This is a genomic window from Acidovorax sp. GW458-11-26-14-TSB4 (genome assembly GCF_059423865.1).
Map to the genome: position 1 here is coordinate 23,218 of NZ_JBWKYR010000015.1, position 25,070 is coordinate 48,287.

22 protein-coding genes are annotated in these 25,070 nt (G+C 68.4%); 4 read left to right on the forward strand and 18 right to left on the reverse strand.

Annotated elements, in window-relative coordinates; genetic code table 11:
• Entirely contained in the window at positions 1–1,479 is a 1,479-nt protein-coding gene (locus AC07X5_RS24080; RefSeq protein ID WP_494772168.1) for an NAD-dependent succinate-semialdehyde dehydrogenase, read from the reverse strand.
• 177 nt (positions 1,480–1,656) lie between these two features.
• Positions 1,657–2,949 carry a 4-aminobutyrate--2-oxoglutarate transaminase gene (gene gabT / locus AC07X5_RS24085; protein ID WP_494772169.1) on the reverse strand — a complete coding sequence of 431 codons (1,293 nt, stop codon included), beginning with the start codon at positions 2,947–2,949 and terminating at the stop codon, positions 1,657–1,659.
• Positions 2,950–3,119: 170 nt separating this feature from the next.
• On the opposite strand from gabT, the gene AC07X5_RS24090 reads away from it, so the two are divergent.
• Positions 3,120–4,526, forward strand: coding sequence for an aminotransferase-like domain-containing protein (locus AC07X5_RS24090; protein WP_494772170.1), 1,407 nt, complete (start codon positions 3,120–3,122; stop codon positions 4,524–4,526).
• Between the two features lie 5 nt (positions 4,527–4,531).
• Here AC07X5_RS24090 and AC07X5_RS24095 read toward each other — a convergent pair whose 3' ends face one another.
• The 11 genes from AC07X5_RS24095 to AC07X5_RS24145 form a co-directional block, all read right to left on the reverse strand.
• On the reverse strand, positions 4,532–5,536 hold the full coding sequence (locus AC07X5_RS24095; RefSeq protein ID WP_494772171.1) for a hypothetical protein: 1,005 nt from the start codon (positions 5,534–5,536) through the stop codon (positions 4,532–4,534).
• Between the two features lie 14 nt (positions 5,537–5,550).
• Positions 5,551–6,228, reverse strand: coding sequence for a GntR family transcriptional regulator (locus AC07X5_RS24100; protein ID WP_409961608.1), 678 nt, complete (start codon positions 6,226–6,228; stop codon positions 5,551–5,553).
• Between the two features lie 56 nt (positions 6,229–6,284).
• A complete protein-coding gene (locus AC07X5_RS24105; RefSeq protein ID WP_494772172.1) occupies positions 6,285–7,283 on the reverse strand; it encodes a TRAP transporter substrate-binding protein in 999 nt (332 codons plus the stop codon).
• A 61-nt stretch (positions 7,284–7,344) separates the two neighbouring features.
• Positions 7,345–8,610, reverse strand: coding sequence for a TRAP transporter large permease (locus AC07X5_RS24110; RefSeq protein WP_494772173.1), 1,266 nt, complete (start codon positions 8,608–8,610; stop codon positions 7,345–7,347).
• A gap of 18 nt (positions 8,611–8,628) precedes the next feature.
• Positions 8,629–9,261 carry a TRAP transporter small permease gene (locus tag AC07X5_RS24115; protein ID WP_494772174.1) on the reverse strand — a complete coding sequence of 211 codons (633 nt, stop codon included), beginning with the start codon at positions 9,259–9,261 and terminating at the stop codon, positions 8,629–8,631.
• Between the two features lie 125 nt (positions 9,262–9,386).
• Positions 9,387–10,700, reverse strand: a complete 1,314-nt coding sequence (locus AC07X5_RS24120) for an FAD-dependent oxidoreductase (RefSeq protein WP_494772175.1) — start codon at positions 10,698–10,700, stop codon at positions 9,387–9,389.
• Positions 10,697–10,960: a (2Fe-2S)-binding protein gene (locus AC07X5_RS24125; protein WP_494772176.1), complete on the reverse strand. Its 264-nt coding sequence runs from the start codon at positions 10,958–10,960 to the stop codon at positions 10,697–10,699. The genes AC07X5_RS24120 and AC07X5_RS24125 overlap by 4 nt, the downstream gene beginning before the upstream one ends.
• Positions 10,957–12,075, reverse strand: a complete 1,119-nt coding sequence (locus AC07X5_RS24130) for an NAD(P)/FAD-dependent oxidoreductase (RefSeq protein ID WP_494772177.1) — start codon at positions 12,073–12,075, stop codon at positions 10,957–10,959. The genes AC07X5_RS24125 and AC07X5_RS24130 overlap by 4 nt, the downstream gene beginning before the upstream one ends.
• A gap of 5 nt (positions 12,076–12,080) precedes the next feature.
• Entirely contained in the window at positions 12,081–13,019 is a 939-nt protein-coding gene (locus AC07X5_RS24135; protein ID WP_494772255.1) for a 4-hydroxyproline epimerase, read from the reverse strand.
• A 68-nt stretch (positions 13,020–13,087) separates the two neighbouring features.
• Positions 13,088–14,227 carry a branched-chain amino acid ABC transporter substrate-binding protein gene (locus AC07X5_RS24140; protein ID WP_409961615.1) on the reverse strand — a complete coding sequence of 380 codons (1,140 nt, stop codon included), beginning with the start codon at positions 14,225–14,227 and terminating at the stop codon, positions 13,088–13,090.
• A gap of 50 nt (positions 14,228–14,277) precedes the next feature.
• A complete protein-coding gene (locus AC07X5_RS24145; protein ID WP_409961616.1) occupies positions 14,278–15,192 on the reverse strand; it encodes a dihydrodipicolinate synthase family protein in 915 nt (304 codons plus the stop codon).
• 483 nt (positions 15,193–15,675) lie between these two features.
• Between AC07X5_RS24145 and alaS the strand changes: the two genes are divergently transcribed.
• Together alaS and AC07X5_RS24155 are read left to right on the forward strand one after the other, a co-directional pair.
• Entirely contained in the window at positions 15,676–18,309 is a 2,634-nt protein-coding gene (alaS, locus tag AC07X5_RS24150; protein WP_494772178.1) for an alanine--tRNA ligase, read from the forward strand.
• A 44-nt stretch (positions 18,310–18,353) separates the two neighbouring features.
• Positions 18,354–19,325, forward strand: a complete 972-nt coding sequence (locus AC07X5_RS24155; RefSeq protein ID WP_409961618.1) for a dienelactone hydrolase family protein — start codon at positions 18,354–18,356, stop codon at positions 19,323–19,325.
• Positions 19,326–19,352: 27 nt separating this feature from the next.
• Here AC07X5_RS24155 and AC07X5_RS24160 read toward each other — a convergent pair whose 3' ends face one another.
• The 5 genes from AC07X5_RS24160 to AC07X5_RS24180 form a co-directional block, all read right to left on the reverse strand.
• Positions 19,353–20,399 carry a GGDEF domain-containing protein gene (locus AC07X5_RS24160; protein ID WP_494772179.1) on the reverse strand — a complete coding sequence of 349 codons (1,047 nt, stop codon included), beginning with the start codon at positions 20,397–20,399 and terminating at the stop codon, positions 19,353–19,355.
• Between the two features lie 36 nt (positions 20,400–20,435).
• Entirely contained in the window at positions 20,436–21,245 is an 810-nt protein-coding gene (trmB, locus tag AC07X5_RS24165) for a tRNA (guanosine(46)-N7)-methyltransferase TrmB (protein ID WP_494772180.1), read from the reverse strand.
• Positions 21,203–22,108 carry a tRNA glutamyl-Q(34) synthetase GluQRS gene (gene gluQRS, locus AC07X5_RS24170; RefSeq protein WP_494772181.1) on the reverse strand — a complete coding sequence of 302 codons (906 nt, stop codon included), beginning with the start codon at positions 22,106–22,108 and terminating at the stop codon, positions 21,203–21,205. The genes trmB and gluQRS overlap by 43 nt, the downstream gene beginning before the upstream one ends.
• A complete protein-coding gene (locus tag AC07X5_RS24175) occupies positions 22,105–23,244 on the reverse strand; it encodes an NAD(P)/FAD-dependent oxidoreductase (RefSeq protein WP_494772182.1) in 1,140 nt (379 codons plus the stop codon). Before AC07X5_RS24175 ends, gluQRS begins: the two co-directional genes overlap by 4 nt.
• Positions 23,245–23,319: 75 nt before the next feature.
• Positions 23,320–24,258 (reverse strand): LysR family transcriptional regulator, encoded by a 939-nt coding sequence (locus AC07X5_RS24180; RefSeq protein ID WP_409961623.1) that lies wholly within the window; start codon positions 24,256–24,258, stop codon positions 23,320–23,322.
• A 105-nt stretch (positions 24,259–24,363) separates the two neighbouring features.
• On the opposite strand from AC07X5_RS24180, the gene AC07X5_RS24185 reads away from it, so the two are divergent.
• Positions 24,364–25,065, forward strand: coding sequence for a pirin family protein (locus tag AC07X5_RS24185; protein WP_494772183.1), 702 nt, complete (start codon positions 24,364–24,366; stop codon positions 25,063–25,065).
• Positions 25,066–25,070 lie beyond the last annotated feature (5 nt).

A 25,070-nucleotide genomic window follows, 5' to 3' on the forward strand; every position in this document is an offset into this window, starting at 1 on the left:
TCATTTCTGAACATCACCTATGCAGAGGTACTTGATCTCCACATAGTCGTCGATGCCGTGGTGCGAGCCCTCGCGGCCCAGGCCCGACTGCTTGACGCCGCCAAACGGCACATGCTCCGTGGCCAGGATGCCCACGTTCGCGCCGACCATGCCGTATTCCAGCGCCTCGCTCACGCGGAAGATGCGGCCCACGTCGCGGGTGTAGAAATAGCTGGCCAGGCCGAATTCGGTGGCGTTGGCGGCATCGATGGCCTCCTGCTCGGTCTTGAACTTGAAGACCGGGGCGAAGGGACCGAAGGTCTCCTCGCGTGCGCACAGCATGTCGGCGCGGGCGTTGGCGATCACCGTGGGCTCGAAGAACTGGCCTGCCAGGCGCTTGCCGCCGGCCACCACGGTGCCACCCTTGGCCAGGGCGTCGTCCACATGGCGCTGCACCTTCACCAGCGCCGCTTCCTCGATCAGGGGGCCCTGGTTCACGCCGTCCTCGAAGCCGTTGCCCACCTTGGCCGTCTTCACCTTGGCCGCGAACTTGGCGACGAACTCGTCGTACACGCCTTCCTGCACGTAGAAGCGGTTGGTGCACACGCAGGTCTGCCCGGCGTTGCGGTACTTGCTGGCGAAAGCGCCTTCCACCGCGGAGTCGATGTCGGCGTCGTCGAACACCAGGAAGGGCGCATTGCCGCCCAGCTCCAGCGACATCTTCTTGACCGTGGGGGCCGACTGCGCCATCAGGATGCGGCCCACCTCGGTGCTGCCCGTGAAGCTGATGTGGCGCACCACGTCGCTCGCGCACAGCACCTTGCCGATGGCGATCGAGTTCTCGCTGTCGGCCGGCAGGATGTTGAACACCCCGGCGGGGATGCCCGCGCGGATGGCCAGCTCGGCGGCCGCCAGCGCGGTCAGCGGCGTCAGCTCGGCCGGCTTGATGACCACCGGGCAGCCTGCGGCCAGGGCCGGTGCCACCTTGCGCGTGATCATGGCCAGCGGAAAGTTCCACGGCGTGATGGCCGCGCACACGCCGATGGACTGGCGCAGCACCAGCAGGCGGCGGTTGTTGTCGAACTGGGGCAGGGTCTCGCCGTTGATGCGCTTGGCCTCTTCGGCAAACCATTCCACGAAGCTTGCGCCATAGGCCACCTCGCCCTTGGCCTCGGGCAGGGGCTTGCCCTGCTCGGCGGTCATCAGGCGGCCCAGGTCGTCCTGGTTCGCCATGAGCAGGTCGTACCACTTGCGCAGGATGGTGCTGCGCTCCTTGGCGGTCTTGCTGCGCCAGGCGGGCCAGGCGGCGTTGGCAGCGGCGATGGCGGCCTCGGCATCCTGCGGGCCCAGGTTGGCCACGTCGGCCAGCTTCAGGCCCGTGGCCGGGTCGTTCACGTCGAAACGGCTGCTGCCTGCCACCCACTGGCCGTTGATGAGGCCATCGGTCTTGAGCAGGCTGGGGTCGTTGAGCAGGGAGAGGGGAGAGGTCTTCATGTCCATGGTGCGTTGTCTCGTTGGAAGGCGATGAAGGGGCAGTGGCGCATGCGCAGCGCGTAGGGAGCCAGGCTGGCTGGGCACCGCCCAAGGCGAAAATGAATATACACGCGGGGTGGCTGCGCTGTGAACCGCGCAGTCACCTCCCTGACAGCGTCATCGGTATCGAAGGCTTACTTACGGTCACGCGACAGCGGCGAAGCTGTCGGCCAGGATGGCCAGGCCTTCCTGCAGCAGTTCGTCGGACGCCGTGAGCGGCACCAGGATGCGCACTACGTTGCCGTTGGTGCCGCAGGACAGCAGGATCAGTCCGCGGCGCGCGGCCTCGGCGACGACCGCCTTGGTCAGCGCCGCATCGGGGCGCTGCAGGTCGCCGCCCTCGAACAGCTCGATGGCCACCATTGCGCCCAGGCCGCGCACGTCGCCGATGGCGGGCACCTTGGCGGCCAGGTTCTTGAGGCCGCGCACCAGCAGGGCACCCACGTCCTGGCTGCGCGCCAGCAGTTGTTCCTTCTCGAAGGCCTCCATCACGGCCAGGGCCGCGGCGCAGGCCACGGGGCTGCCGGCATAGGTGCCGCCCAGGCCACCGGGGGCGGGGGCGTCCATCACCTCGGCACGGCCCACCACACCGGCCAGCGGAAAGCCGCCGGCCAGCGACTTGGCGGTGGTGATCAGGTCCGGCGCCACGGGCCACTGCTCACAGGCGAACCAGGTGCCGGTGCGGCCGGCGCCGGTCTGCACCTCGTCGGCGATCAGCAAGATGCCGTAGCGGTCGGCGAGGGCCTTGAGGCCGCTGATGAATTCGGGCGGCGCGATGTAGAAGCCGCCTTCGCCCTGCACGGGCTCGACGATGAAGGCCGCCACGCGCTGGGGCTCGATGTCGTTCTTGAAGACCAGTTCCACCGAACGCAGCGCCTGCTCCACGCTGATGCCGTGCAGCGCGTTGGGGAACAGCGCATGGTAGACCTCGCCCGGAAAGGGGCCGAAGCCGATCTTGTACGGCGCGACCTTGCCGGTGAGGCCCAGCGTCATGTTCGTGCGCCCATGGTAGCCGCCGGTGAAGGCGATCACCCCCGGGCGGCCGGTGTGGGCGCGGGCGATCTTCACGGCGTTCTCCACCGCTTCGGCGCCGGTGGTCAGCAGCAGCGTCTTCTTGGCGAAGGCGCCCGGTGCCATGCTGTTCAGGCGCTCGGCCACCTCCACATAGGGCTCGTAGGCCACCACCTGGAAGCAGGTGTGGGTGTACAGGTCGAGCTGGGCCTTGACGGCCTCGACCACGCCGGCATGCAGGTGGCCGGTGTTGAGCACGGCAATGCCGCCCGCGAAGTCGATGTAGCGGCGGCCCTCCACGTCCCACAGTTCGGCATTGCGGGCGCGCTGCACGAAGATCTCGTGCGTCTGGCCCACGCCGCGGGCGATGGCGGCGTGGCGGCGGGCGAGGAGGGCAGCGTTGGTGAAGTGGCGGTCGTTCTGCATGGTGTGGAATGAAAGGGGGTGAGGAAGAATGGCGCCATTCTGGAAGCCGCGCTGCACACCGTCCATGTACACCGGCCTGCGGTTGCAGATGCACTGTGCAGGTCTAGAATCCAGTACACGCTATCCCACCCACCTGCGGGGCGCCCGCGGCGCGTCCCATTGCCAACGTGATGCTCACTCTCAGCCCCGACCTGGCGACCCCCCTGGTCAGCCAGATCGTCGAAGGCCTGCGGGGCCTCATCGCCAGCCAGGCCCTCAAGCCCGGCAGCAAGCTCCCCTCGATCCGCAGCTTTGCCGCCACGCACGGCGTGAGCGTGTTCACCGTGGTGGAGGCCTACGACCGGCTGGTGGCCCAGGGCTGTCTGGTGTCGCGCGCCAACGCCGGCTTCTTCGTGAAGCGGCGCGAAGCTGCAGCCCCCGGCATCGCCGCGCCCGAGCGGCCCGCGCCCACCTTCGACGCGCACTGGTACCTCAAGCAGATTTTCGAGAACCGCAACCTGCCCATGAAGCCCGGCTGCGGCTGGCTGCCCAACGACTGGCTGTTCGGCGATGCGGTGCGCCGCAGCATGCGCCAGCTCTCGTCATCCGAAGGCACGGAGCTCGATGGCTATGGCCTGCCGCACGGGCTGCTGGACCTGCGCACCGTGGTGGCCGAGGCCATGGCCGAGCGCGACATCACCGTGGATGCCGACCGCGTCATGCTCACCCAAGGCTCCAGCCAGGCGCTGGACCTGGTGGTCCGCCGCCTGGTCAAGCCCGGCGATGTGGTGCTGGTGGACGACCCGGGCTACCCCAACCTGCATTTCATCCTGCGCTTTGCCGGTGCCCATGTGGTGGGCGTGCCGCGCACGGCGGCGGGCTATGACCTCGGTGCGCTGGAGGCATTGCTGGCCGGGCACCGGCCCACGGCCTTTTTCACGCAGCCGCGCCTGCAAAGCCCCACCTGCTCGGTGGCTTCCATGGCGCAACTGCACCGCCTGCTGCAGCTGGCCGAGCAGCACGGCTTCATGCTGGTGGAAAACGACATCTACGCCGACATGGAAGCCGGCACGCGCCCCTCGCTGGCGAGCCTGGACCAGCTCGACCGCGTGGTCTACCTGGGCAGCTTTTCCAAGACCATCTCGCCCAACCTGCGCACCGGCTACCTCGCAGCGCGGCGCGACCTGGTGGACGGGCTGGTGCAGCTCAAGATGGTCTCGGGCCTGACCTCATCGGACATCACCGAGCGCATCACCCTCGGCGTGGTGACCGAGGGCCGCTGGCGCAAGCACCTCAAATCACTGCGCGAGCGCCTAGCCGAGGCCCACCGCACAGTGGGCCGCAGGCTCGAAGGCCTGGGCTTCGAGCTGTTCCACGAGCCTGAGGCCGGCATGTACCTGTGGGCCCGCCATCCCGACCTGCCCGACAGCGCCGAGCTGTCCCGGGAGGCCACGGGCGAAGGCATCATGCTCGGTCCGGGCGCCCTGTTCCTGGTGGAGCCGCGTCCCACGGGGTGGCTGCGCTTCAATGTGGCTTTCTGTGCGGACGAACGGATGTGGCGCTTTCTGGAGCAGCGCATCGCGCTCGGCAGCCCGTAAGCGTCCTACGGGCTGACGCGGGCGGACAGGTGCGCCGCCATGGCCGGGCTCATGAACTGCACGGGGATCTCTGCAACCAGCGCCTCCGGATCGTCCAGCGCGAGAAAGCAGGCCTCGAACTCGCGCTGCAGGTCGAACTTGGGCGGCAGCATCAGCAGGCTCTTGGGCGCCAGCGCAAAGGCCGCCTGGCGCACGGCGGGCGTCAGCTCCTTGGCAGGGATTTTGGCAAACAGCTCGTGCACCTCGGGGCGCGGCAGGGGGCAGCTGGGTGCCAGCAGGGCCAGGTACATGGCCTCGGTGCGCAGCTCCTTGGGGATCTTGGCGATGCGGGTGTAGTCGTTCCACACCACGTCGCGCCACTCCTGCGCCGTCTGCGGCGTGGCCATGGAGGCCAGGCTGCGCCCCTGGCGCAGGCCGGCACGCACCGATTCCAGCGACAGGGGGGATTTCTTGAGCAGCTTCTTCAGCGCGGCGGGCAGGCTCTCCGGGTCGTCGGGGTTCCTGCCGTCGGACAGGTCGATGCGCAGCAGCTTGCTGCCCTTGGCCGGCTGGCCCCGCACGTCGATGCCATGGTCGTCGTTGACCAGCGCCTGGGCGATGAGCTGGCCATCCACGACCAACTGGCCATGGTTGTAGTGGCCGTACACCACTTCTTCCACGCGCAGATCGCCACCCACGCGGATGTAGGAGCCGCCACAGCTGGCCTGGCGCGCGCTGAGGGATCCGGTGACCAGCAGCAGGGGGCCGGTCTCGCCGTCGGCATTCACCAGCGCACCGCCAAGGCGCAGGTCACCCTGCACGCACAGCCCGGCAATGTCCTGCCCGGCCACGGGCAGCCCCGCAAGAGTGGAAGCGATGCCGCCCCCGTTCCAGCCCGCATTCCAGTCGAGCAGAAGGTCGCCGTCCAGCGCCAGGTCGCCTTGGTGCACCAGCACATGTTCCGTGGGCGGCAGCCAGGATGGGGCAGTGAACGCAGAGGGCAGGGTGTCGATGGTGCAGAGTGTGAACATAGGGGCCCAGGGGTCTATCGATCAATGATTCGGCGCGCGAACTGCTCCAGGTAGTCCATGAGCTGGTTGGCGCCGGCCACGGCATGGGCCTCGTCGCCGCTGGCGATGCCCTGGGCCAGGTGCATGTGGGCGCGTGCGCCCTCGGTCACGTCGCCCTCGTGCTGGTAGGCGTACCAGAAGCGGCGGCACTGCACGATGAGCGGCGCCACGGATTTGACGGCCGACTGGTTCTGGCTGGCCAAGTGCACGATCTTGTCGAGCTCGTGGTCGGCCAGCATGTAGCCATCCAGGTGGCCGCGCTCCGCCTCGCGCACCATCTCCTCGGCGCAGCGCACGATGGCCTGGCGCTGGGGTGCGGTGGCACGGCGCGCTGCGCACGATGCGATCAACCGCTCCAGCACGCGGCGCGTCTGGATCACGTCCAGGTGGTCCGCCAGGTCGATGTTGGAGACCTGCAGCCCGCGGCGCGGCTGCTGCACGATGAGGCCGATGGACACCATGCGCAGCAGTGCCTCGCGCACCGGCGTGCGCCCGAGGCCCGTGCTCTCGGCGATCTCGGCCTCCACCACCGGGCTGCCGGGCTGCAGCTGCAGGGTGGCGATCATGGCCTCGATGGCTTCATACGCCACGTCCGCCGCGCGCCGCTTGGGGCCGGTGTCTTTGCGGGAAGAAGGGCTGCTGCTCAAGGTCATTGGGGAGTTCTGGTGGGGTGCGGCCCCTTGTGGGGCCGCCCTGGGCCGATCTTAAATCACAGCGTGGTCCCGGCCTTGCGCAGCTCCGCGATTTGCGGGGCCTTGGGCAGCCACAGCTTGTCGAACTCCTGGATGGTGGACTCGGGGTTGAAAAACGAAGCCGTCTTGAACGCGATGGAGGTGCCCTTGAACTTGTCGATCAGGCCGGCCTCGGTGGTCACGATGTCGTTGATCTGCGCATCGAGCGATTGGGCGGTGAGCTTTCTGACCAGTTCCTTGTCCTTGGCGTCCAGGCCTTGCCAGATGCGGCCCGAGACCAGCGGCGCGAAGGGCATGAACAGAGCGTTCATCTGCAACAGGGTCTTGGCCACCTTGTCGAAGCGCTGGTTCCACGAGAACTCGATGTCCGCCTCCAGCCCGTCCACCTGGCCGTTGCTCATGGCGTCGAACACCTGGGGTGTCGGGATGGGGGTGGGCGCGGCGCCCAGCATCTGGTAGAAATCTCGGTACACGGGCGTGGGGTTGATGCGCAGCTTCATGCCCTTGAGGTCGGTCGGCACGGAAATGTCCTTGGTGGAAAACACTGCACGCATGCCGGTGATGCCCCAGCCCAGGCCGATGGTGCCGGTCTCGCGCGGCAGCACTTCCAGCAGTTTGGTGGCCGCCGGGTGCTTGACCAGCTTGGCCACGGCGGGCGTGGAGCGCACGAGGTAGGGCGCATTGATGGCCGCGATGCTGGACACGCGCGAGCCCAGTTCGGCCGCCTGGATCCAGCCCATGTCGAGGGCACCCGACTGCAGTTGCTGCATCATGGCCGCCTCGTTGCCGAGCTGGCCCGAGTGGAAGACGGTCAGGCTCAGGCGGCCATCGGTCTCCTTCTTCAGCGCCTCGCCGAACTGCAGCGCGGCGCGGTTCCACGAGTGGCCTGCGGGGGTGATCAGGCCCAGGCGGAATTCCTTGGCCCCCGCACCCTGTGCGAACACGAGCGGGGCGGCAAGGGTGGCGGCAGCGGCCACGGCGTGGCGCTGTACGAACTGGCGGCGGGTGGTGGTCATGGTGGACTCTCCTGGGTCGGGGAAGGGGACGGACGGGAACGGGACGGAAAAGGGGGTGGCGCTATTCGAGCAGTGCCAGCGACAGGCTCGGGAACAGCGACAGCAGCACCAGCGCCACGCAGCTGATGAGGAAGAAGGGCAGCGTGACGATGAACATCTTTCCGGGCTTCGCCCCGGTCACGGCCGAGGCGACGAAGAAGCTCAGGCCCACGGGCGGCGTCATCAGCCCCAGCACCAGGTTGACCACCACCACCACGCCGAAGTGGCGCGGGTCGATGTGGTAGACCTCTGTGGCAATCGGCAGCAGGATGGGCACGGTCATGATGAGCCCGGGAATGCCGTCGATCACCGTGCCGATGACGAGCAGGATCACATTGGCCAACAGCAGGAAGGTGACCGGGTCGTGTGCCACGGTCTGTATCCACGCCGCCACCATCTGCGGCACCTTGCCGTAAATCAGCAGCCACGAGAACACGGCGGCCGCCGCCACCAGGAACAGCACGATGGCCGAGTAGATGGCCGAGCGCAGCAGCAGGGCCGGGATGGCGTTGAAGCGGAACTCCTTGGTGACGTAGCGGCCCACCAGCGCCGAGGCCAGGGCGCCCACGGCTGCCGCTTCGGTCGGGTTGGCGATGCCGCCCAGGATGGAGCCCACGATGACGATCGGGATCAGCAGGGTGGGGCTGGCCTGCACGATGGTGCGCGCGCGCTGGGCCAGCGTGCGCTTTTCGCTGCGCGGGTAGTCGTAGATGAAGCCCATGAGGGCGATCACGATGAAGAACAGCACGGTGAGCAGCACCCCGGGCAGGAGGCCGGCGATCAGCATGTCGCCCACGGCCACCTGGGCCAGCACGCTGAACACCACGAACATGACCGAGGGCGGGATGATGGGCCCAAGCATGCCGCCGTAGACCGTGAGGCCGGCCGCGAAGGTCCTGTCGTAGCCCTGCTTTTCCATCTCGGGCACCATGACCTGCGACATGATGGCCACCTGCGCCGTGGCCGAGCCGATGATGGACGAGACCAGCATGTTGGCCAGGATGTTGACGTAGGCCAGGCCGCCCTTGACCGAGCCGATGAAGGCCATGGACAGGTCCACCAGCCGGCGCGTGATGCCGCCGCTGTTCATGATCTCGCCGATCAGGATGAACAGCGGGATGGCGATCAGTCCATAGCTGTCCACCCCGGCGAACATCTGCATGGGAAACGACTGGAACAGCACCGTGCCGCCGGTGGCGAGGATGTAGACGATGCCCGACAGGCACAGGCACACGCCGATGGGCACGCCTACCAGCAGCGCAATGGTGAAGAAGAGGGTGGTGATCATGTGTGGCCTCGCGGTCGCTCAGTTCACGGCATCGGCGTTGACCACGTCGAAGCCCGGGTGGGTGCGCCGCTCCGCGGCCCCCATGTCTTCGAGCAGGTTGGCCAGCGCATGCACGCTGAAGGCGGCCGAGAAGACCGGCAGGATCAGCTGCAGCACCCAGGTGGGCCAGTTCAGGGTCTGCGTGCGCTCGGTGTACAGAAAATTGAAGCTCTCGGCCGCGTACTCCTTGGCGTCAAAGCCATGGCGTGCGATGCCGATGGGGTCCATCCACTGCCAGCACATCCAGAGCATGGCCACGCCGAAAGCCGTCACGCCCAGGGTGGCCACCGACTTGGCGACCCGTGCGCCGCGCGCGCCCAACTGGTCGGTGAGCATGGTCACGGCAAAGTCCATGCGCAACCGCGTCATGACCGAGGCGCCCACGAAGGTCAGCCAGACCACCGTGTACACCGCGGCCTCGTCGACCCAGTAGAGGGGCATGCCGCTGTAGCGGGTCACCACATTGAGCAGGATCAGCAGCACCAGCAATGCCATCAAGGCGGTCAATGCATGGCGCTCCATGCGCAGAAGCCAACCGGAGAAATCCAGCACCCAGCGGATGGGTGCCTTGGGACGAGAGGGCGGGGCAATTGTGCTGGGAGCGGTGGCCATGGCGTCGGGTTGTTGTGGGTGCTTGTGAACAGGAGACCGGAACTGGTGCGATAAATATCTTGCTGATATATGTAGAAGCAAAATGGATGCCGGGCTTGAGGTGCCAGCGCCCCTCAAGGGCCGCGTCAGCCCGGTGGGTCGCCAGGTGCCGCGGCGAGCGTGGCGATGCGTGCCGGCGCCAGCAGATGGCGCGGCGGCGCTGGCGTCCAGCCGAAGAGCTGCTGCGTGGCGGCCCCGCAGATGCGGCCCTGGCAGGCGCCCATGCCGCAGCGCGTGTGCAGCTTGGCGTCGATCCAGCCGCTGCGCCCGGCCAGTTCGGCATGGGGCACGTCTTCGCAGCGGCATACCAGCGTGTCCGGCCGGGCCAGTTGGTTGAGCGATGGGTTCAACGTGAACGAGCGCTGCAGCGCGTGGGCAAAACCCTCCCAGCGCTGCAGCCTGGCCTGCAGTGCATGCACCGGCGTGGCGCTGCCCGCTGCGGCATGCCCCGCGATGGCGCCCTGCGCCAGTGCACGCTCGCTGCCGCCAAAGCCTGTGCACTCGCCTGCGGCGTAGACGCCGGCAACGCTGGTGCGCATCTGTGCATCGACCCGCAGGCCCAGGCCATTGCTGAGCGCGCTGCCCAGGGCACAACCCAGCATCTGCGCAAGGTGCGTGTTGGGCACCAGGCCAAAGCCGCAGGCCAGCCGATCGCAGGCGATGGTTTCCTCGCCCGACGGCGTCTGCAGGCGCACGGACTGCACTTGGCCATCACCCTGGGCTTGGAGCACATGGCTGCCTGCGCGCAGTTGCGGCTGCAGCAGCGTGAGCGCCTGCACGGCCTTGGTGGGCCAGCGCGGCAGTTGCGCAGCAAAGCCCGCCAGCGCGCGCCAGCCGGCCTGCTCGGCCACGCGCACCACCTGGGCGCCCGCCTTGGCGGCTGTGGCGGCCGCTGCCAGCAGCAGCGGGCCCGTGCCCGCGACCACGATGCGCTGGCCCTGCACCGGCAACCCGGCCTTGACCAGGGCCTGCAGGCCGCCCGCGCCGGTCACGCCCGGCAGCGTCCAGCCCGGAAAGGGCAGCAGCAGCTCGCGCGCGCCGGTGCACAGGATGAGGCGGTGGCTGTGCTGGATCCAGCCGCGTTCGGCGTCTTCGAGCAGCAGGGAGGGGGCATCACCGGCCTGCGGTGCATCGCCCAGGCCCACGACACGGGTGCCGCGCAGCAGCGTGATGTTGGTGTGGCGTGCCAGCGCCTCGCGGCATTGCCGGGCCATCGGGGGCAATTGCGCGCCGCGGCCATCGCGCCAGATCTGGCCGCCGGCCTCGGGGTTGTCGTCCACCATCGTGATGGCTGCGCCACTGGGGGCTGCGGCCAGTGCCGCCGCCATGCCTGCTGGGCCTGCGCCGATGATGAGGATGTCGCAGCGCGCGGGCGCCTGGGGTGGGGTGAGAGCGTTCATGGCCTGGGAACACCGGTATCGGTGTGGACTTGCATGCCCTCGGTGCACACGGTCTGGCAGGCCAGGCGCACGCGGCCGTCGATGCGCACCCGGCACTCATGGCACACGCCCATGCCGCACAGCGGGGCACGCGGCTGGCCTGTGACGGAGGTGCGCGTGCGACCGGGCGGCACCTGGGCCAGTGCAGCGGCCACACTGGTGCCAGGGGCTACCTGCAGGCGCACGCCATCGGCATGGATATGGATGGTTGCGGCGTTCATGCCGCGAGGCTCCGCGCGAAGCGATCCGGTGAATACGGTGCCGGGTCCAGCGGCGGCGTGGCGCCCGTGATCTGCGCGGCCAGCAACCGGGCCGTGGCCGGTGCCGTGGTCACGCCCAGGCCTTCGTGGCCCACGGCCAGCCACAGGTCGCTGTGCTGCGGGTGGCGGCCAATGATCGGCAGGCCATCGGGCGTGGCCGCGCGAAAGCCGGTCCAGGTGCGGAGGGCATTGAGTTCTGCCAGCCCCGGCACATACTCCAGCGCGCGCTGCAGCATGCGCGCCAGCACCGCGTTGTCGATGGCCGGGTCGGTGGTGTCGAACTGGCGCGACGAGCCGATGAGCAGTTGCCCCGTGGGCCGCGGCTGCAGGTTGAAGGCGACCGAGGTGCCGTCGCTCTGGTGCGCATTGGTGATGTAGCCCAGCTCCACCAGTTGGTGCCGCACGGTGCCCGGGTAGCGGTCGGTGATGGCCAGGTGCCCCTTCTTGGGGCGGATGGGCAGGCCCGGGCACAGCTCGATGGCATGGATGCCCGCGGCCAGCAGCACCGCGCCGCCTTCGCGCACGCTGCCATCGGCCAAGTGCACGCGCCGGCCATCGATGCGCTGCACCTGTGCCTGTTCGAGAGTGATAGGCCGGGCCGCATGCGCCAGCAGCCACTGTGCGGCATTGGGGGCATAGACCACGCTGTCGCCACCCACCTTGAGCGCGCCGTGCAGGCCGGGGCGCAGCGCGGGCTCCAGCCGCGCCAGCGTGGCGGCATCCAGCAGCTCGCAGTCGATGCCGTGCGCGCGCAGGCCCTCGGCCTTGGCTTCTGCACCGGCCATTTCCTCGGCATTGGCTGCGATCCAGAGCGTGCCGCAGTTGGAATACGCGCAGCCGGGCAGCTCGGCGTTCATGCGCGGGCCCCAGTCATGCCACTGCGCCAGCGAGGCCTGGCTCAGCGCCAGCTCCGCCGCGTTGTCGTCCATCACCACCAGGTGCCCCATGCCCGCCTGCGTGGCGCCGCCCCGGCGCGCATCGAGCACCAGGACCGACAGGCCTTCGTTGGCCAGCAGGTGGGCGCAAGCGGCACCCACCATGCCGGCGCCGATGACGATCACATCCGCAGCTGGCATGGGGTTCAGAGGCGGATGCCCCAGGCGAAGGGGTCGTCCTGCGCGATCAGCAGCGTGGCCTCGGCGCTCATGTGGGCGCTGCCGCGCAGCGTCGGGATGATGCGGCCCGGCGCAGCGTCGGCTTGGTAGCTGGCCTCGAAGCTGCTGCCGATGATGCTGGCCTGGCGCCACACCTGGCCAGGCTGCAGCTGGCCATCGGCCGCCAGGCAGGCCAGCTTGGCGCTGGTGCCCGTGCCGCAGGGCGAGCGGTCGTAGGCACCGCCCGGGCAGAGCACGAAGTTGCGGCTGTCGGCCACCTCGTCGTCGGCGAACAGTTCGATGTGGTCGATCTCGCCGCCGTTGTCGCCGCGGATGCCCTGGTCCTTCAGGGCCTGCTGGATGGCGCAGGTGTAGTCGGTCAGCGCCTGCAGGTTGTCGCTGGCCACGCGCTGGCCGTGCTCGCTCATCAGAAAGAACCAGTTTCCGCCCCAGGCCACATCGCCCGTGACGCTGCCGATGCCCGGCACCGTGAGCGACAACCCCTGGTGCAGCCGGTAGGCCGGCACGTTGCGCACGCTGACCGAGCCATCCTCATGCAGCGTGGTGGTCACCGTGCCCACGGGTGTCTCGATGCCGTGCTCACCAGGCTGGATGCGGCCCAGGTAGGCCAGCGAGGCCACCAGGCCGATGGTGCCGTGGCCGCACATGCCCAGGTAGCCGGTGTTGTTGAAGAAGACCACGCCCGCCGCATTGGCCGGGTCCTGCGGCGCGCACAGCAGGGCCCCCACGATCACGTCGTTGCCGCGCGGCTCCAGCACCGTGGCGGCGCGCCAGGCGTCGTGCTGGCTGGCCAGCAGCGCGCGGCGCTCGGCCATGCTGCCCGTGCCCAGGTCGGGAAAGCCGCCGACCACGAGGCGCGTGGGTTCACCCCCGGTGTGGGAGTCAAGGATCTGGATGCGTTGCATGGCGGGTTTGGGGGTCATGGTCAGTCGATGGGGTTGGATGCGGGGATCGTAGCGATCCCCGCGCGGTGTCAATAGCTGGCGAGGGGGACGGGCGCTGCGTTCTTGAAGGTCAGCACGGTGATCGGCGCCTGCTTGAGGTTGCCCTTGTCGTCGTAGGCATAGGTGCCGGCCACGCCCTGGTGGCTCAACTGGCCCATTTGCGCGCCGACCTTGGCGGGGTCGGTGGACTGGGCCTTCTGCATGGCCTCGGCGATGAACATCACCTGGTCGTAGTACGAGGCCGCGTAGGCGTCGGCATCCTGCTTGAAGCGCGCCTTGTACTTGGCCTTGAAGGCCGGGCCGGCGGCCACCTTGTCGAGCATGGTGCCGCCCTGTGCGCAGACCACCGTGTCGTTGACCGCCTCGCCGCCGAGCTTGCCGACCTCGGGGCTGCACAGGGTGTCGCCGCCCAGCAGCTTGGCGGTCAGGCCCAGCTGCTTCATCTGGCGCGCCATGGGCGCGGCCTGCGGTGCATAGCCGCCGAAGAAGATGGCCTCGGGCTGCTTGCCCTTGAGGCTGGTGAGGATGGACAGAAAGTCCGTGGACTTGTCGGTGGTGAACTCCTGGCCCACCACGGTCAGGCCCTGCTTCTTGGCTTCCTTGCTGAACTGCTCGGCCACGCCCTGGCCGAAGGCGGTGCGGTCGTCGATCACCGCCACCTGCTTGACCTTGAGCTCCTTGGCCGCGTACACGGCCATGTTGGAGCCGATCTGGGTGTCGCTGGCAATGATGCGGAACAGGTTCTTGTAGCCGTTCTCGGTCACCTTGGGGTTGGTGCCCACGGTGGAGACCATGGCCCCGCCTTCGTTGTACACGCGCGAGGCCGGGATGGCCACGCCCGAGCAGTACGGGCCCATGACGAACTTCACGCCGCTGTCCACCAGCTTCTGCGCCACGCTCACCCCGGTGCGGGCATCGCACTGGTCGTCCTCGGACACCAGCTCGAACTTGAGGGTCTTGCCCCCCACCACGATCTTCTTGGCATTGAGTTCCTCGACGGCCAGGCGCACGCCGTTCTCATTGTCCTTGCCCGCGAACGCATTGGGGCCGGACAGCGGGCCGCTGTGGCCGATCTTGACGACCTGCTCCTGCGCGGATGCCGGTGCAACGAGCAGCGCGGCAGCCGCTAGCGCCACGGGGGCCATGAATCCAGACGATGTACGTGCCATGGGAAGCCTTTGCATGAAGAAGAAAGTGGAAGGGGCGGGTCAACCGGCGCTCAGGCGACCGACTGGTATTCGGTGGGGCGCGTCTCCAGCGCCTTCCTGACGATGCGCTCGACGAAGGCGCGCTCCTCGCCGATCAGCGGCAGGCGCGGGCGGCGCATGTGTTCGGTGCCCACGCCCACCAGCACGTCGATGAGCTTGAGGTTCTGCACCAGCTTGGTCGATACATCGAGGTGCAGCATGGGGGTCATCCACTGGTAGAGCTTGAGTGCTTCGGCAAAGCGGCCGGCCTTCATCAGGTCGTACAGCGCCACGGTCTCGCGCGGGAAGGCGCAGCCCACGCCGGCCAGCAGGCCATCGCAGCCCAGGGCCAGGCCTTCATAGGCCAGGTCGTCCACGCCCAGGAAGAGTTGGTAGCGGTCGCCCACGGTGTTGCGCAGGTCGGTGATGCGGCGGATGTTGTCCGTGCTCTCCTTGATGGCAGCGATCCACTCGCAGTCCGCCAGCTCCAGCATGTGCTCGGGCTTGAGGTCCACGCGGTAGGCCACGGGGTTGTTGTAGACCATGAGTGGCTTCTGCGCCACCTTGGCCATGGCGCGCACGTTGGCCATGGCCTCGCGCGCGTCGGCCACGTAGATCACCGAAGGCATCACCATGTAGCCGGCCACGCCGAGCTTGTTGCCGCCGTCGATGTAGCGCAGCGCCTCGCGGGTGCTGGTTTCCGACACATTGGCCAGCACGGGAATGCGGCCGTCGGCGGCTTCGAGCGCGATCTTGGCGACCTGCAGCTTTTCTTCCAGCGACAGCGTGCTGGCCTCGCCCAGCGAGCCGCAGGTCACCAGGCCATGGATGCCGTTGCGGATCTGGAAGTCGATGTGGCGCGCCGTGCCTTCGGCATCGATGCTCTCGTCGGCGTGGAACTTGGTGGTGACGGCAGGGAAGATGCCTTGCCAGCGGGGATTGGTCATGGGGGGCTCCTTAAAGAGGGGGAAGAACGGAAAAAAGGGGGGGAAGGTGCTGGGAGAGGGGGTGCTTGGCTTAGTCGTCTATTTAAATATATTAATAAAATATTTAAAATATCTTGTCAGGGTATTTAGCAGCTTGCGTGCCAGCCAGGTTTGCGCTTGGAGGTGCAAAAAGGCCTTAAAACACGGGAAGCCCGGGGGCGTGCGCCCCATTGCGGGGCAACCGGCACAATGCTGAAGCGCTGCGGGATGGAGCGGGGTGTGCCGTTGCAGGGGCGGCGGATCCAGGCCCGATTGCCGGGGGCGAAATGCCGCCGCAAGCTGCGCTGGCGCGCCCGCGCGACAGTGGCGTGCGGTGTCTCTGGGCCCGGCGGGCCGTTACACCCCGCGGTCTCGATAGAATCGTGGGTTCTCCCCATAAACCGGGTGGCCGCGCCGCGTGCGCGAGGCCCCTCACTGACCCAGGCCTGTTGCCCTTTTTCGCACATGACCAACCACACCACGCCATCGTTCTCGGTTGCCGACATCCGCAAGTCCTTCCTGGACTTCTTTGCCTCCAAGGGCCACACCATCGTGGCCTCGAGCTCGCTGGTGCCCGGCAACGACCCCACGTTGATGTTCACCAACTCGGGCATGGTGCAGTTCAAGGACGTGTTCCTGGGCACGGACAAGCGCCCCTACAACCGCGCGGTGTCGGTGCAGGCCTGCCTGCGCGCCGGCGGCAAGCACAACGACCTGGAGAACGTGGGCTACACCGCGCGCCACCACACCTTCTTCGAGATGCTGGGCAACTGGAGCTTCGGCGACTACTTCAAGCGCGAGTCGCTCAAGTGGGCCTGGGAGCTGCTGACCACCGTCTACAAGCTGCCGCCTGAACGCCTGCTGGCCACTGTGTACCAGGAGGACGACGAGGCCTACGACATCTGGACCAAGGAAATCGGCCTGCCGCCCGAGCGCGTGATCCGCATCGGCGACAACAAGGGCGGCCGCTACAAGTCCGACAACTTCTGGATGATGGCCGACACCGGCCCCTGCGGCCCCTGCAGCGAGATCTTCTACGACCACGGCGACCACATCCCCGGCGGCCCCCCAGGCAGCCCCGATGAAGACGGCGACCGCTTCATCGAGATCTGGAACAACGTGTTCATGCAGTTCGACATGGCCGAGGACGGTTCGGTCACGCCGCTGCCCGCCCCTTGCGTGGATACCGGCATGGGCCTGGAGCGCCTGGCCGCCATCCTGCAGCACGTGCACAGCAACTACGAGATCGACCTGTTCGACGCGCTGATCAAGGCTGCCGGGCGCGAGACCGGCGTGGCCGACCTCAACAACAAGAGCCTGCGCGTGATCGCCGACCACATCCGCGCCACCGCCTTCCTGGTGAGCGACGGCGTGATCCCCAGCAACGAAGGCCGCGGCTACGTGCAGCGCCGCATCGTGCGCCGCGCCATCCGCCACGGCTACAAGCTGGGCAAGAAGACCCCGTTCTTCCACAAGCTGGTGGCCGAACTGGTGCGCGTGATGGGCGATGCCTACCCCAAGCTGCGCGAGCAGGAGCAGCGCATCACCGAGGTGCTCAAGGCCGAGGAAGAACGCTTCTTCGAGACCCTGGCCAACGGCATGGAAATCCTCGATTCGGCGCTGGCCGGTGGCGCCAAGGTGCTGCCCGGCGACGTGGCCTTCAAGCTGCACGACACCTATGGCTTCCCGCTGGACCTGACCAACGACGTGTGCCGCGAGCGCGATGTCGAAGTGGACGAGGCCGGCTTCAAGGTCGCCATGGAAAAGCAGAAGGCCCAGGCCCGCGCTGCCGGCAAGTTCAAGATGGACAAGGCCCTGGACTACACCGGCGAGGTGAACCGCTTCACGGGCTACGAGCAACTGGCCGAAACCGCCAAGATCACCGCCATCTATGTGGACGGCACCAGCACCGCTGCCCTCAAGGCCGGCCAGGATGGCGTGGTGGTGCTCGACACCACCCCCTTCTATGCCGAAAGCGGCGGCCAGGTGGGCGACCAGGGTGTCATCACCAGCGGCTCGGCCCGCTTTGCGGTGGGCGACACGCTCAAGGTCAAGGCCGACGTGTATGGCCACCACGGCACCCTGGAAGAGGGCACGCTGAACGTGGGCGACACCGTGCAGGCCGAGGTCAACACGGCCCTGCGCGCCGCCACGGTGCGCAACCACTCGGCCACCCACCTGATGCACAAGGCCCTGCGCGAAGTGCTGGGCAGCCACGTGCAGCAAAAGGGCAGCCTGGTGAACGCCGAGCGCACGCGCTTCGACTTTGCCCACAACGCCCCCGTGACCGACGCCCAGGTGCGCGAGATCGAACGCCTGGTGAACGAAGAAGTGCTGGCCAACGTGCCCACCCAGGCCCGCGTGATGGACATTGAGTCGGCCCAGAAGACCGGCGCCATGATGCTTTTTGGCGAGAAGTACGGCGAGACCGTGCGCGTGCTCGACATCGGCACCAGCCGCGAGCTGTGCGGTGGCACGCATGTGCAGCGCACGGGCGACATCGGCCTGTTCAAGGTGGTGGCCGAAGGTGGCGTGGCCGCCGGCGTGCGCCGCATCGAGGCGGTGACCGGCACCAACGCGCTGGCCTACCTGCAGCAGCTCGAAGACACCGTGACCCAGGCGGCCGGCAGCTTCAAGACCCCGGTGGCCGAACTCAACAGCCGCATCGGCCAGACCCTGGACAGCGTCAAGGCTCTGGAAAAGGAAATCGCCGCGCTCAAGGGCAAGCTGGCATCGAGCCAGGGCGACGAGCTGGTGAACCAGGCCGTGGACATCAACGGCATCAAGGTGCTGGCAGCGGCCTTGCCCGGTGCCGATGCCAAGACCCTGCGCGACACCATGGACAAGCTCAAGGACAAGCTCAAGACCGCCGCCATCGTGCTGGCCGCCGTGGACGGCGACAAGGTGCAGATCGCTGCCGGCGTCACGGCCGACAGCGTGGGCAAGGTCAAGGCCGGCGAGCTGGTCAACTTCGTGGCCCAGCAGGTCGGCGGCAAGGGCGGCGGCAAGCCCGACATGGCCATGGCCGGCGGCACCAACGCAGCTGGCGTGCCGGCCGCGCTGGCCAGCGTCGAAGCCTGGGTGCGCGAACGCGCCTGAGGCCACGGGCCCGGGCCAGGCACGGAGGAAAGCAGGCACATCGGATGGGCCGTACCGTGCTGACCACCATTGCAGCATCGCACGCCTGGCGTGCGGGCGCATGGGGGCTTCTGGGCCTTTTGTGGCTGGCGTCGGCGCGGGCGCAAGTGCCAGCGCAGGCACCGATGCAGGTGCCGGACGCTGTCGAGCGCGTGCAGTTCGAGGTGCCTGCCGGTGATTCAGGCAGCAAGGTGACCCTGCAGGCCTGGTGGTACCGCCCACCGGCTGCGCTGGCCCCGGCAACGGGCAAGGACGGCGCCAAGCCCCTTTTACCTGCCGTGCTGCTGCTGCACGGCTGCGGCGGCATGCTCAACCGGCGCGGCCAGCCGGCCGAACGCATGCGCGAGTATGCAACCCTGCTCAACGAGCAGGGCTGGCATGCGCTGGCGGTGGATTCACTGACACCGCGCGGCGAAAAAGAGCTGTGCACCCAGCGCATCGGCACGCGCAAGATCAACCAGAACGACCGGCGGCGCGATGCCCTGGCCGCCCTGCAGTGGCTCGCTGCCCAGCCGGGCGTGGATGGGCAGCGTCTGGCGCTGCTGGGCTGGTCGCACGGCGGCAGTGCCGTGCTGGCCGCGAGCAACCTGCGCCATGCCGACGTGGCCGCCGCCAAGGTGCTGCCGCGCCTCTCGGTGGCCTTCTACCCGGGCTGTGGCTCCGACCTGCGCGGTGGCTACCGGCCGGCAACCGACACGCTGATGCTGGTGGGCAAGGCGGACGACTGGACTCCCGCCGCACCGTGCCAGGCCTTGGCCGCACGGCGTGGCGATACCCCGGGCAGCCGCGAGGTGCGGGTCGTGGCCTATGAGGGCGCCTACCACGGCTTCGATGGCACCGTGCCCCTGCGCCTGCGCACCGATGTGCCCAACGGGGTCTACCCTGGGCAGGGCGTGCATGTGGGCGGCCACCCGGTGGCGCGCGAGCAATCGCGCAAGGAGCTGCTGGCGGCGCTGAACAAGGCGTTTGGCCGCTGAAGGCCGGCCGCAGGCCAGCCTTCAGGGTCAGAACAATTCGACGTCGTCGTTGGCAACCTTGGCCGCCAGGTGCCCGCCGGCCACCAGGTCTTCGTAGAAACAGACCTGGTTGCGGCCATGCTCCTTGGCATAGTAGAGCGCCTGGTCGGCCTGACCCAGGATCTCGACCGGTGAGCCGCGCGCGGTGCCGACGAAGCCCAGGCTCACCGTCACCCGGCCCACCTGCGGAAAGTCGTACTCCTGCACGGTCTCGCGGAAGCGGTTGAACACCTTGTGCGCACGCGCCAGCGTGATGTTGCGCAGCAGCACCACGAACTCTTCGCCGCCGAAGCGGAAGATCCGGTCGTGCGAGCGGAACGAGCTGCGCAGGATGTTGGCGATCAGGATCAGCACCTCGTCGCCATAAAGGTGGCCAAAGCGGTCGTTGACCAGCTTGAAGTGGTCGATGTCCACCACGGCCAGCCAGTTCTGCGCGGGCTCGCTTTCGGCGGCCACTTCTTCATTGACCAGTGCTTCCGCGCTCTGGGGGCGGTTGCTGCTCAGGCCGCTGGCGGCATTGCGCGAGAACTGCTCATCGAAGGTCTTGCGGTTGAACAGGCCGGTCAGCGCGTCGCGCTCGCTGTAGTCCAGCAGGTTCTGGTAGTTCTGGTAGACCAGGAACACGCCCTTGATCACCTCGAGCTTGTGGGCCGAGAAGGGGCGCGACTGCGTGATCTCCAGGCAGGTGCTGACCTTTTCGTGCATCCACACGGGCAGCCAGAGCGTGTGGCGCCCGGGCCGGTGCGCCAGGGCGCTGTCGCCCTGGCTCTTCACGCACTCGCACAGCTCGGGGTACTGCTCCAGCAGCTCGCGCCGCGCGTCGGCAGCGGCCTCGGAATCGGTGGACACCAGCTGCCCTTCCTCTACCCAGGTGCGCGGGCGCACGTGTGCCACGCCCTTGTCGGTGAACAGCTCCAGCGCCCGGACCGCCTTGATGCCGCTGAGCTTTTGCAGGGTGGAGAGCACCGACACCTCCAGCCGCAGATGGTCGCGGTGGCCGGTCATTTCAACCAGGTGTTGCAGGATGGGCTTCATAGGCGGGGTGGTGGCGGTCCGGTGGGTGGGGCGGCGCTAGGAGCGCCGCACGAACACGAGGTCCCAGACGCCATGCCCGAGGCGCAGTCCGCGGTTCTCGAACTTGGTCAGCGGGCGGTAGTCCGGCTGCGGCGCAAAACCGCTGGCGCTGTTGGCCAGCAGGGGCTCGGCGCCCAGCACTTCCAGCATCTGCTGGGCGTAGGGTTCCCAGTCGGTGGCGCAGTGCAGGTAGCCGCCGGGCTTGAGCCGGGCGGCGAGCTTGGCCACCAGCGGCGGCTGGATCAGCCGGCGCTTGTTGTGCTTGGTCTTGTGCCAGGGGTCGGGAAAGAAGATGTGCACGCCATCGAGGCTGGCCAGTGCCAGCATGTGGTCGATGACTTCCACGGCATCGTGCTGCAGGATGCGGATGTTGCCGATCTCCTGCTCGCCGATGCGCTTGAGCAGGGCGCCCACGCCGGGCTCGTGCACTTCGCAGCACAGAAAATTGTCGTCAGGGCGCACGCGCGCGATGTGGGCCGTGGCTTCGCCCATGCCGAAGCCGATCTCCAGGATCAGCGGGGCGGTGCGGCCAAAGGCGGCGGGGGCGTCGAGCGCGGCGGCGGTGTAGGGCAGCACGAAGCGCGGGCCCAGGTCCTCGAAGGCCTTGGCCTGGCCCGTGGTGGTGCGGCCGGCACGGCGCACGAAGCTCTTGATGGTCTTGGGGTGGGTCACACCGGCGGGCACGGCGCCGTCGCCGGGTTGCCGCGGCGCCTTGGCCGCGGGGGCCGCGTTGTCAGCGGCAGGGGAAATGGATGGCAGTTCGGTCACGATGGGCCATTGTAGTTTCTGAACCACGCTGCAGCCCATTGCGCCAGCGCATCCCCGGTGCAAGTGTTGTGCGGATGTGCCAGTGCCGGCAGCCCCAGGGCCCGTGCAGCCTGCTCCAGTGCCCGCAGGGGGTTGCCGAGGTCCAGGGCCTGGGCGCCATTCTGCTTGGACAGCTTTTCGCCATTCTCACCGCGGACCAGAGGGGTATGCAGGTACTGCGGCGTGGGCACGCCGAGCGAGCGCTGCAGCAGGATCTGGCGCGGCGTGTTATCGGCCAGGTCCTCGCCGCGCACGATGTGGGTGATGCCCTGCGCGGCGTCGTCGACCACCACGGCCAGCTGGTAGGCCCACAGGCCATCGGCGCGGCGCAGCACGAAGTCGCCGATGTCGCTGGCCACATCCTGCTGCTGGGGGCCCAGGCGCCGGTCGGTCCAGTCCGTCGGCGGCAGGCCCGCCGGCACGCGAAAGCGCCAGGAGCGGCCGGTGCGCCCGTGCAGGCCATTGCGGCAGGTGCCGGGATAGGGCAGGGCGGCATGGCGCTCGCGCGCATGGCCGAGCGCCAGCTGGGCCTCCTCGATGTCCTTGCGCGAGCAGGCGCAGGGGTAGGCATGGCCTTGCGCGATCAGGCGCTCCAGCGCCTGCTGGTAGGCGGCGCCGCGCGCGGACTGCCACAGCGGCGGTTCGTCGGGCACCAGCCCGCAGGCGGCCAGCTGCCGCAGGATGAACGCGTCCGCGCCCGGGATGCAGCGCGGGGTGTCCACATCTTCGATGCGCACCAGCCAGCGGCCACCCGCAGCACGGGCATCGAGCCAGCTGGCCAGGGCGGCGACGAGCGAGCCGGCGTGCAGCGGCCCGGTGGGAGAGGGCGCGAACCGTCCAGTGTAGGCCGCGCTTGGCGTCATGCCACGGCCAGGGCCAGCTCCAGCCCGGACACGAAGGCATCTTCCAGGCGGTGGCCCAGGCACCAGTCGCCACAGGCGCCCAGGCCCAGTTGGGCGTCCCACAGGTGGCTGCGGCCCAGGGGGTGCGTTGTCTGTGCGTAGCGCCAGCGGCGCGTGTCGGCATGGGCCGGCTGGGCGCGGATGCCGGTCACTTCGGCAAAGGCCTTGATCAGCTTGGCCTGCACGCGCTCGGCATCGTCTTCGAGGTGCTCGGCCGACCAGGCCGGGCTGGCCTGCACGGTCCAGCGCTCCACGCTGGGGCGGCCGGGCTTGGAGGATTCGCGCGCCAGCCAGGCAATGCGGTGGTGCGTGCTGCGTGCGGCATTCCACTGCGGGCCCAGCGTGGTCAGGCCCGGGCGCACGGCCTGCGGGTAGGCCAGCATCAGGGTCCAGCACGGGGCGATGGCCACGCTGGACAGGGCCTCGGACAGGCTGCTGTCGATGGCCGAGGTGGACAGCAGGGCCTGCGCCGGTGTGGCGGGCTGGGCCAGCAGCACGGCGTCGAAGCCGGCGTACACATGCTGGCCGCCGTCGGGGCCTTCGGTGCGCAGTTGCCAGCCGCTGGTGTTCAGGGCGTCGTGCTCGATGCGCGTGACGCGGGTGTGGGTGATCAGCCGGCCGGCCTGGGCCAGCGGCTCGGCCCAGGCCGCGACCAGCGATTGCATGCCGGGGCTGGCGACCCAGTGGGCCTCGCGCGTGGGCAGGCCGGCGGCGGTCACGCGGCCGGCGGCGTCCAGCACGCGCACGGAATTGGCGCTCCAGCGCTTGCACAGGCCGGGCACGGTGTCGATGGCGCGTGCAAAGCGCGCATCGCGCACGGTGAAGTACTGCACGCCGGCATCGAAGCCGCCGAAAGGCGAATCGATGGTGGTGGTGCGTCCGCCCGCGGCGGAGGATTTTTCGAAGACGGTGACCTGGTGGCCGGCCTGCACCAGGGTGCGGGCGCAGGCAATGCCGGCCATGCCGGCACCGATGATGGCGAAATGGCGGGGGGCCTTGGCGCTACCGGCCGTTGCGCGTGGTGAGGCCGGTGCCGCAGCCGTTGCAGCTGCAGGGCGTCGGGGCCGTTTGGCAGGGCGGGAAACAGGTTTGCTCATTGGAGGCCTTTCGGGAACGGTTGGCTGAAAAACTCCGACATGGACCACTCTACACGCGTGGCGTGGTGCCGCGCATCAGAAATGATGGTGGTTTTCCAGCAGAGCGCGCCGCGTGGCGGGGCTTTGCAGCTGGTTCAGCCACCACTGCAGCGCGCGGCCCGGCGCGGTGAAACCCGGGCCGCCCCAGGCATAGTTCACGCGCACCAGGCGTTCAGGCCGGGCCACCTTGCGTGCCACCAGGCGCCCGGCCTCCAGGTAGGGCCGCACCATGGGCTCGGGCAGAAAGCCGCCACCCAGGCCGCGCAACTGGGCGCGGATCTTGGCCTGCATGGTGTCCACCGTGAACACGTCCTGCCCGCCCAGCAGGCCCATGGTGGCGCCGCCGCGCAGGGCCGAGTCGGCCACGGCGACGGCGCGGTGCTGCAGCAAGGTGGCATCGGTGATCGGCTCGGGCTCCTTGGCCAGGGGGTGGTGCGGCGCCACCACGAAGATGAACAGCATGTCGCCCAGCGGCGCCTGCTGCAGCCCGGCCACGCTGGAGCCGGCAATGGTCACGCCGATGGCCAGGTCCGCCCGGCCCGAGGTCAGGGCCTCCAGCGTGCCGGTCATGATGCCGTCGCGCAGCTTCAGGCGCGTGGGCGGTGCCATGGCGTAGAACGCATCCACCAGCTCCATCATGGTGTGCGGTGAAATCGCGCCATCGACCGACAGCGTGAGCTGCGGCTCCCAGCCCGTGGCCACGCGGCGCACGCGGTGCGAGACGGCGTCGATCTCCTGCAGCAGGCGCGCGCCCTCGCGCAGCAGTTCGGCGCCCGCTTCGGTGGGGCGTGCCTGGCGCGCGCTGCGGTCGAACAGCAGCACGTCCAGCGCATCCTCGATCTGGCGCACGCGGTAGGTCAGGGCGCTGGGCACCAGGCCGAGCTGGCGCGCTGCGGCGGCAAAGCTGCCGGCCTCGGCGATCACCTGCAGCATGGCCAGGCTGTCGGGGGTCAGCACATCGCGTGGGTTTTGCATGGTGGCACCATGGTAATTCAATTTTTTTGAATCATGCCATCAATATGCCAGCCCCTGGCGCGCAGGACGCAGGCCTACAGTCGAGTCTTGAAAGGGGCACACACCATGCTGACTGTTCGCAAATCCCAAGACCGAGGCCACGCCGACCATGGCTGGCTGCAGTCCTACCACAGCTTCTCGTTCGCGGGCTACCACGACCCCGAGCACATGGGCTTCGGCAACCTGCGTGTCATCAATGAGGACCGTATCGCGCCGGGCATGGGCTTCGGCACCCATGGCCACCGCGACATGGAGATCATCAGCTACGTGCTGTCGGGCGAACTGGCCCACAAGGACAGCATGGGCAACATCAAGGGCATTCCGCCCGGCGACGTGCAGCGCATGAGCGCCGGCACCGGCGTGCAGCACAGCGAGTTCAACCACGCCCAGGGCCAGACCACGCATTTCCTGCAGATCTGGCTGTTGCCCGATGTGCAGGGCATTGCTCCGGGCTACGAACAAAAGACCTTTACCGATGCCGAAAAGCGCGGCACGCTGCGGCGTGTGGCATCGCCCGATGGTGCCGAGGGCTCCGTCAAGGTGAACGCCGACGCCACGCTCTATGCGGGCCTGTTCGACGGGGCCGAGTCGGCGCACCTGGCGCTCGACCCCGCACGCAAGGCCTATGTGCACTTGGTGCGCGGCAGCCTCAAGGCCAATGGCCAGGCGCTGTCGGTCGGGGATGCCGCGCTGATCGAGCGGGAGACGGCCCTGGCGCTGAGCGATGGTCAGAACGCCGAAGTGCTGGTGTTCGATCTGGCCCCTTGACCCCC

What these genes read in the sequence shown, in the direction of transcription:
- AC07X5_RS24080 (WP_494772168.1), bottom strand. Translation starts at nt 1,479, where the DNA reads ATGGACATGAAGACCTCTCCCCTCTCCCTGCTCAACGACCCCAGCCTG.
- gabT (WP_494772169.1), bottom strand. Translation starts at nt 2,949, where the DNA reads ATGCAGAACGACCGCCACTTCACCAACGCTGCCCTCCTCGCCCGCCGC.
- AC07X5_RS24090 (WP_494772170.1), top strand. Translation starts at nt 3,120, where the DNA reads ATGCTCACTCTCAGCCCCGACCTGGCGACCCCCCTGGTCAGCCAGATC.
- AC07X5_RS24095 (WP_494772171.1), bottom strand. Translation starts at nt 5,536, where the DNA reads ATGTTCACACTCTGCACCATCGACACCCTGCCCTCTGCGTTCACTGCC.
- AC07X5_RS24100 (WP_409961608.1), bottom strand. Translation starts at nt 6,228, where the DNA reads ATGACCTTGAGCAGCAGCCCTTCTTCCCGCAAAGACACCGGCCCCAAG.
- AC07X5_RS24105 (WP_494772172.1), bottom strand. Translation starts at nt 7,283, where the DNA reads ATGACCACCACCCGCCGCCAGTTCGTACAGCGCCACGCCGTGGCCGCT.
- AC07X5_RS24110 (WP_494772173.1), bottom strand. Translation starts at nt 8,610, where the DNA reads ATGATCACCACCCTCTTCTTCACCATTGCGCTGCTGGTAGGCGTGCCC.
- AC07X5_RS24115 (WP_494772174.1), bottom strand. Translation starts at nt 9,261, where the DNA reads ATGGCCACCGCTCCCAGCACAATTGCCCCGCCCTCTCGTCCCAAGGCA.
- AC07X5_RS24120 (WP_494772175.1), bottom strand. Translation starts at nt 10,700, where the DNA reads ATGAACGCTCTCACCCCACCCCAGGCGCCCGCGCGCTGCGACATCCTC.
- AC07X5_RS24125 (WP_494772176.1), bottom strand. Translation starts at nt 10,960, where the DNA reads ATGAACGCCGCAACCATCCATATCCATGCCGATGGCGTGCGCCTGCAG.
- AC07X5_RS24130 (WP_494772177.1), bottom strand. Translation starts at nt 12,075, where the DNA reads ATGCCAGCTGCGGATGTGATCGTCATCGGCGCCGGCATGGTGGGTGCC.
- AC07X5_RS24135 (WP_494772255.1), bottom strand. Translation starts at nt 13,019, where the DNA reads ATGCAACGCATCCAGATCCTTGACTCCCACACCGGGGGTGAACCCACG.
- AC07X5_RS24140 (WP_409961615.1), bottom strand. Translation starts at nt 14,227, where the DNA reads ATGGCACGTACATCGTCTGGATTCATGGCCCCCGTGGCGCTAGCGGCT.
- AC07X5_RS24145 (WP_409961616.1), bottom strand. Translation starts at nt 15,192, where the DNA reads ATGACCAATCCCCGCTGGCAAGGCATCTTCCCTGCCGTCACCACCAAG.
- alaS (WP_494772178.1), top strand. Translation starts at nt 15,676, where the DNA reads ATGACCAACCACACCACGCCATCGTTCTCGGTTGCCGACATCCGCAAG.
- AC07X5_RS24155 (WP_409961618.1), top strand. Translation starts at nt 18,354, where the DNA reads ATGGGCCGTACCGTGCTGACCACCATTGCAGCATCGCACGCCTGGCGT.
- AC07X5_RS24160 (WP_494772179.1), bottom strand. Translation starts at nt 20,399, where the DNA reads ATGAAGCCCATCCTGCAACACCTGGTTGAAATGACCGGCCACCGCGAC.
- trmB (WP_494772180.1), bottom strand. Translation starts at nt 21,245, where the DNA reads ATGGGCTGCAGCGTGGTTCAGAAACTACAATGGCCCATCGTGACCGAA.
- gluQRS (WP_494772181.1), bottom strand. Translation starts at nt 22,108, where the DNA reads ATGACGCCAAGCGCGGCCTACACTGGACGGTTCGCGCCCTCTCCCACC.
- AC07X5_RS24175 (WP_494772182.1), bottom strand. Translation starts at nt 23,244, where the DNA reads ATGAGCAAACCTGTTTCCCGCCCTGCCAAACGGCCCCGACGCCCTGCA.
- AC07X5_RS24180 (WP_409961623.1), bottom strand. Translation starts at nt 24,258, where the DNA reads ATGCAAAACCCACGCGATGTGCTGACCCCCGACAGCCTGGCCATGCTG.
- AC07X5_RS24185 (WP_494772183.1), top strand. Translation starts at nt 24,364, where the DNA reads ATGCTGACTGTTCGCAAATCCCAAGACCGAGGCCACGCCGACCATGGC.